Raw genomic sequence first — 6,102 nt, forward strand, 5'->3', positions numbered from 1 at the left:
GCGATCCGGGCCGCGGCCGAGCAAGGCCGCCAGGGCGGTGCGCGCTTCGTCGATCTGCTGCTGCGCCGCCGCCTGCTGCTGGCGCGCCGCCGGCACCCGCGCCTCGGCCTGGCGCAGTTGCAGGTTGTTGTCGATGCCGGCATCGCGGCGCTGCCGCACCAGCTTCAGGCTGTTCTCCGAGCGCGCCAGTTCGGCGCCGGCCAGGTCGTACAGATGCCAGGCGTAACCCAGTTGCGCATAGGCGCGGGCGACGCCGGCCGACAGGTCCAGGCGCGCGGCCTGCGCGTCGACCTCGGCCGCATGCGCCTGGTCCACCGCCGCCTCCCACGAGGCGCGCTTGCCGCCCCACAGGTCGAAGCCGTAGCTGAAGTTCAGCAGCGCCTGCTCGTTGTGGATGTACTTGCCGCCGATCTCGTCGCCGGCCAGGCCCTTGGGCAGTTGCAGGCCGGTGTAGCCGGCCGACAGCGACAGCTTGGCGCCGCGGTCGGCATCGGCCGCGCCGGCCTGCGCCTGCGCCAGGCGCAGTCGCGCATCGGCGGCGTCCAGACTGGGCGTGCCCTGCAGGGCCTCGGCGATCAGCGCGTCGAGCTGCGGATCGCCCAGCGCCTTCCACCAGTCCTGCTGCGGCCACGGCGCCGGCGCCAGCGCGTCGGCGGCCAGGGTCTTGCCGATGTGCAGCTGGCGGTCGGCATCGAGCCGGCGCCCCTGCGGTTCCAGGCCACGGCTGCTGGCGCAGGCCGCCAGTGCCAGGGTGAGGGCCGCGACCGCGAACGGGCGCAGGCGGGAGGGAGAAGAAGACAGAGTCATGTGGGCGGGTTCAGGGCGAATTGAGGGAATCGCGGACGCGGACCAACAGCGAAAACAAGTGCTCGCGCTCGTCGGCGGACAGATCGCGCAAGGCATCGGCGATGACGTCGTCGCCGCGCTGCTTGAGCTGCTGCCACAGCGCCTGGCCTTCGTCGGTCAGCACCAGGCGCAACGCGCGGCGGTCCTGCGCGTGCGCCTCGCGGCGCACCCAGCCCAGGTCTTCCAGCTTGTCCAGCAGGCGCGTCACCGCGCTGGGGTTCTGGTCGATGGCCTGGGCCAGTTCGTTGGCGGTGCACGGCGCCATGTGGGCCAGGGCCTTCATGCCGATGTAGTGGCTGAAGCCCAGGTCCGGCTCCAGCCCGGCCATGGCGCGGTCGAGGCGGCGCATCAGGCCGTCACGCACCTGGCGCAGCAACAGGCCGAACGAGGGCTGGCCAGGAAAGGAGGGAGCGCAGTTCATGGGCGCCTATTATTTTCATTTAGAAATATATGTCAAGAAAATATCCCCAAGGAAACTAGATGCTGCGTTGCAGCGGAGGAACGCTGACGGCGAGCGCACTGTAGCGGCGCGCGGCCATGGCTCGGTATTACAATCAGGACAATGGATATCGAAATCGCGCCAACCCAGCCGGCCGACGCTCCGGCCAGCGTCGGCTCCGACAGCGCGCTGGACCCGCGCGCCATGGAGTGGTTCGAGCGCGCCGATGGCCCGCCCGCGCTGGCCTTCATGGCGCATTCGCCGGTGTCGCTGCGGCGCGAGGTGGACTGGCACCGCCACGTGCGCGGGCAATTGATCTATGTGGAGGACGGCGTGCTGAGCACCCGCACCGCGCACGGCCAGTGGTCGCTGCCGCCGGGCTGTGCCGGCTGGATGCCGCCGCAGGAACTGCACACGGTGCAGGTGTCCGGGCGGGTGCGCAGCTACCTGGTGCTGATCCGCCCCGACGTCTGCGCCGACCTGCCGCCGCGGACCTGCGTGATCGGCATGAACGGCCTGTTCCGGGAGGTGCTGCGGCGGATGAGCCAGTGGGGGGTGCCGCCGGTGCTGGCGGCCGAGCAGCAGCGCCTGTGCGCGGTGCTGCTGGACGAGGTGCGCAACGCCCCGGTCGAGCATCTGCACCTGCCGATGCCGCGCGACCGACGGCTGCTGCGCATCGCCACCCAGTTGCTGGAAACCCCCGCCGACGACCGCTCGCTGGCGCAATGGGCGCACTGGGCCGGGCTGTCGGCGCGCAGCCTGAGCCGCCACTTCCGCGACGAGACCGGCTTCGGCTTCGCCGGCTGGCGCCAGCAGGCGCGGCTGGCCGAGGCGCTGCGCCGGCTCAGCGACGGCGCCAGCGTCGCCGACACCGCCTTCCGGCTCGGCTACAGCAGCCCCAGCGCCTTCGTCACCGCCTTTCGCGGCCGCTTCGGCCACCCTCCGGCCCGTTACCTGGCCAACGCCGGCGGCACGCGCGGCTTGGCATCGCCGGCCGCATCCGGATAATCGACCGGCTGACCTGCGGCGCCTGGCGCCGCGTTCCCCTATAGGTATTTCCCGCGCATGACCGATCTCGCCCGCCCCGCCTTCCATGGCTTCGAACAGCTGCCGCTGCGCGAATACGCCGAACGCGCCTACCTCGACTACTCCATGTACGTGGTGCTGGACCGCGCCCTGCCCTTCCTCGGCGACGGGCTCAAGCCGGTGCAGCGGCGCATCATCTATGCGATGAGCGAGCTGGGCCTGAACGCGACGGCCAAGCCGAAGAAGTCCGCGCGCACCGTCGGCGACGTGATCGGCAAATACCACCCGCACGGCGACAGCGCCTGCTACGAAGCGCTGGTGCTGATGGCGCAGCCGTTCTCCTACCGCTACCCGCTGATCGAAGGCCAGGGCAACTTCGGCTCCACCGACGACCCGAAGTCGTTCGCGGCGATGCGCTACACCGAGTCCAAGCTGACCCCGATCGCCGAAGTGCTGCTGGGCGAACTGGGCCAGGGCACGGTGGACTGGTCGCCGAACTTCGACGGCACCCTGGACGAGCCGACCTGGATGCCGGCGCGGCTGCCGCACCTGCTGCTCAACGGCACCACCGGCATCGCCGTGGGCATGGCCACCGACGTGCCGCCGCACAACCTCAACGAGATCGTCAGCGCGCTGATCCGCCTGCTCGACGACCCCGACGCCAGCGTCGCCGACCTGTGCGAGCACGTGCGCGGCCCGGACTACCCGACCACCGCCGAGATCATCACCCCGGCCGCCGACCTGCGCGCGATCTACGAGACCGGCCATGGCAGCGTGCGCGCCCGCGCCACCTACCAGAAGGAAAACGCCAACATCGTGGTCACGGCGCTGCCGTACCAGGTGTCGCCGTCCAAGGTGATCGAGCAGATCGCGCAGCAGATGCGCGCCAAGAAACTGCCCTGGCTGGAAGACATCCGCGACGAGTCCGACCACGCCAACCCGGTGCGGGTGGTGCTGGTGCCGCGTTCCAACCGGGTCGACGCCGAGCAGTTGATGGGCCACCTGTTCGCCACCACCGACCTGGAGCGCAGCTACCGGGTCAACCTCAACGTGATCGGCCTGGACGGCCGCCCGCAGGTCAAGAACCTCAAGACCCTGCTGGAGGAATGGCTGCGCTTCCGCAGCGACACCGTGGTGCGCCGCCTCAACCATCGGTTGGAGAAGGTCGAGCGCCGTCTGCACCTGTTGGAAGGCCTGCTGACCGCGTTCCTCAACCTGGATGAGGTGATCCGCATCATCCGCACCGAGGACGAGCCGAAGCCGGCGCTGATCGCGCGCTTCGGGCTCAGCGAGGAACAGGCCGACTACATCCTGGAGACGCGCCTGCGCCAGCTGGCGCGGCTGGAGGAGATGAAGATCCGCGGCGAGCAGGACGCGCTGGCCAAGGAACGCGAGCAGCTGCAGGCGGTGCTGGCCAGCAAGACCAAGCTGAAGAAGCTGATCAAGGACGAACTGACGGCCGACGCCAAGAAGTTCGGCGATGCGCGGCGCTCGCCGCTGGTGCAGCGTGGAGCGGCCCAGGCCATCGACGAGACCGAGCTGGTGCCGAGCGAGCCGATGACCGTGGTGATGTCGGAGAAGGGCTGGATCCGCGCGGCCAAGGGCCACGACGTGGACCCGGCGGCGCTGTCCTACCGCGATGGCGACGGCCTGCTGGCGGCGGTACGCGGGCGCAGCACGCAGCAGGTGGCGTTCCTGGATTCGGAAGGCCGCGCCTATTCGACCCTGGTCCACACCCTGCCTTCGGCGCGCGGCAACGGCGAGCCGCTGACCGGACGCTTCTCGCCCGCGGCCGGTGCCTCGTTCCAGGCCATCGCCAGCGGCGAGAACGACAGCCGCCTGGTGCTGGCGTCCTCGCACGGCTACGGCTTCGTCACCCGCTTCGAGAACCTGACCAGCCGCAACAAGGCCGGCAAGGCCATGCTCAACCTGACCCCGAACGCCAAGGTGCTGCCGCCCGCGCCGGTGAGCGGCGCCGGCAGCGACCGCATCGTCGCGGTCACCAGCGCCGGCCACCTGCTGGCGTTCCCGGTCGCCGACCTGCCCGAGCTGGACAAGGGCAAGGGCAACAAGATCATCGACATCCCCAAGGCCAAGCTCAGCACCGAGCGGGTGGTGGCGATCGCCGCAGTGGCGCCGGGCAACACGCTGCTGGTGAAGAGCGGCCAACGCACCATGTCGCTGTCGTTCAAGGACCTGGACGCCTACCTCGGCGCCCGCGCCAGCCGCGGCGGGCTGCTGCCGCGCGGGTGGCAGAAGGTCGACGATCTGGCGGTAGAGTAAGCGCTTGGCGCCAAGCGCGGGATTCGGGATTCGGGATTGGGGATTCGGGATTGGGGATGGGAGTTTCGCGCCGGTGCAGCGTTTGCATACGGCGCAGCATCCCGCTTCTCTTAGGAGCGGCTTCTGCCGCGAGGCCTTACCGCTGAAGCATCGCGGTTGAAGCGCAACAGCAACCACGGGCTGCACGTGCATCGCGTGCGAAACCAAGCATCCCCAATACCTGCACGTCACGAGGCTTTTGTGGGAGGGGCTTCAGCCCCGACGCGCATCACCTGCAGCGCGTCGGGGCTGAAGCCCCTCCCACAACGCGGCCACCCGAGCGACCAAATCCAAGTCGCCTAGCCCACTGTCGCCGCATCGCGCAACTGCTCGATATGGCTTGCGATCATCGCCGCCACCGTGTCGGCCACCGCGCGGGCGCTCAGACGGGTGTCGAACAACAGTTCCACCGTGGCATAGATCAGGTCGACCACGATGCGGCTGACCAGGCGCAACTGGCGCGGGTCGGCGTCGGGGAAGGCCTCGCTGAGGAAGCGCACCTGGCCCTTGGTCACCTGCGCATGCGACTCCAGGCGCACCTGCTGCAGCGCCGGCACCGCGCGCAACGCGCGCAGCACCCACACGCCGCCCTCGGTCGCCTTGGTGACGCGGTAGGTATCCAGCACCAGCCCGGACAGCGCGCGCTGCAGGTCCTCGCGCGTGCCGCTCATCGCCTGCTGGGTGATCCACTTGGGGATGAGCTGGTTCTGCCGCTCCATCAGCCGCCGACCCAGTTCCGACAGCAACGCGTACTTGTTGGGGAAATAGCGGTACAGCGCCGGCGGCGTCAGCCCGGCACGCGCGCACACCAGGTTGGTGGACAGCCGCTCCACGCCGACGTCGCCGAGCAGTTGCGCGGTGACCGAGAGGATCTGTTCGTAGGTCTCGGTGGCGCGATGCTGGGCCGGCACCTTGTTCCCGGTCAGGCGCGGGCGGTGCGGTGCGGAGGGACGCGGCGTGTCGGCGGGCATGGGATCTCGATGGTGGTAAAGCAGCAGGCGCCGCGGTGGCGGCACGTCGCCAGCCTGACGGCACGCATCGCCGCGGCAATGGGTGCGCGGGCTGCGCCGCGACGTCGCGGCACGCGCCGACATCGCATCTTACCGCGCCCGCCGCTGGCACACCGGCAACGTCGCTCAGCGCCGTGCCAGCCAACCGCTGAGGCCAGCCACCAAGCGCCGCTGCAATGTGGTGTACGGAGGAAAGAACGCCTTGACGATCGGCAGTCGGCCGCCGCGCAGCAGCGCGCGTTCGTGCGAGAAGGTGCGGAAGCCGTGCACGCCGTGCGCGCTGCCGAATCCCGAGGCCCCCACCCCGCCGAACGGCAAACCACTGTGCACGAACTGCTGCAGGCAGTGGTTGACCACCGCGCTGCCGGAACTGGTGCGCGCCAGCACCTGGGCGATGCCGGCGCGATCGCGGCTCCACAGGTACAGCGCCAGCGGCTTGGGCGCGGCGTCGAGCCGGTC

6 protein-coding genes are annotated in these 6,102 nt (G+C 70.0%); 2 read left to right on the forward strand and 4 right to left on the reverse strand.

Annotated elements, in window-relative coordinates:
* Both D180_RS01650 and D180_RS01655 read right to left on the reverse strand, forming a co-directional pair.
* The coding region (locus D180_RS01650; protein WP_017911406.1) for an efflux transporter outer membrane subunit at positions 1–807 on the reverse strand (807 nt) is incomplete at its 3' end.
* 10 nt (positions 808–817) lie between these two features.
* The gene (locus D180_RS01655; RefSeq protein ID WP_026144760.1) at positions 818–1,267 is read right to left on the reverse strand and encodes a MarR family transcriptional regulator; all 450 of its coding nucleotides are present in this window, start codon (positions 1,265–1,267) and stop codon (positions 818–820) included.
* A 222-nt stretch (positions 1,268–1,489) separates the two neighbouring features.
* On the opposite strand from D180_RS01655, the gene D180_RS01660 reads away from it, so the two are divergent.
* Complete coding sequence (locus D180_RS01660) at positions 1,490–2,293, forward strand: helix-turn-helix transcriptional regulator (protein WP_198526495.1); 804 nt, start codon at positions 1,490–1,492, stop codon at positions 2,291–2,293.
* A gap of 57 nt (positions 2,294–2,350) precedes the next feature.
* Positions 2,351–4,594: a DNA topoisomerase IV subunit A gene (gene parC / locus D180_RS01665; protein WP_017911408.1), complete on the forward strand. Its 2,244-nt coding sequence runs from the start codon at positions 2,351–2,353 to the stop codon at positions 4,592–4,594.
* Between the two features lie 338 nt (positions 4,595–4,932).
* On the opposite strand, the gene D180_RS01670 is transcribed toward parC, so the two are convergent.
* Positions 4,933–5,604 carry a TetR/AcrR family transcriptional regulator gene (locus D180_RS01670; protein ID WP_017911409.1) on the reverse strand — a complete coding sequence of 224 codons (672 nt, stop codon included), beginning with the start codon at positions 5,602–5,604 and terminating at the stop codon, positions 4,933–4,935.
* Between the two features lie 165 nt (positions 5,605–5,769).
* On the reverse strand, positions 5,770–6,102 hold a 333-nt coding region (locus D180_RS01675), incomplete at its 5' end, for an aldehyde dehydrogenase family protein (protein WP_017911410.1).

Source organism: Xanthomonas sp. SHU 166 (assembly GCF_000364685.1).
GTDB lineage: Bacteria > Pseudomonadota > Gammaproteobacteria > Xanthomonadales > Xanthomonadaceae > Xanthomonas_A > Xanthomonas_A sontii.

Excerpts from the sequence above, each read along its gene's own strand:
- D180_RS01660 (WP_198526495.1), top strand. The coding sequence starts at position 1,490 with ATGGAGTGGTTCGAGCGCGCCGATGGCCCGCCCGCGCTGGCCTTCATG.
- D180_RS01670 (WP_017911409.1), bottom strand. The coding sequence starts at position 5,604 with ATGCCCGCCGACACGCCGCGTCCCTCCGCACCGCACCGCCCGCGCCTG.
- D180_RS01655 (WP_026144760.1), bottom strand. The coding sequence starts at position 1,267 with ATGAACTGCGCTCCCTCCTTTCCTGGCCAGCCCTCGTTCGGCCTGTTG.
- parC (WP_017911408.1), top strand. The coding sequence starts at position 2,351 with ATGACCGATCTCGCCCGCCCCGCCTTCCATGGCTTCGAACAGCTGCCG.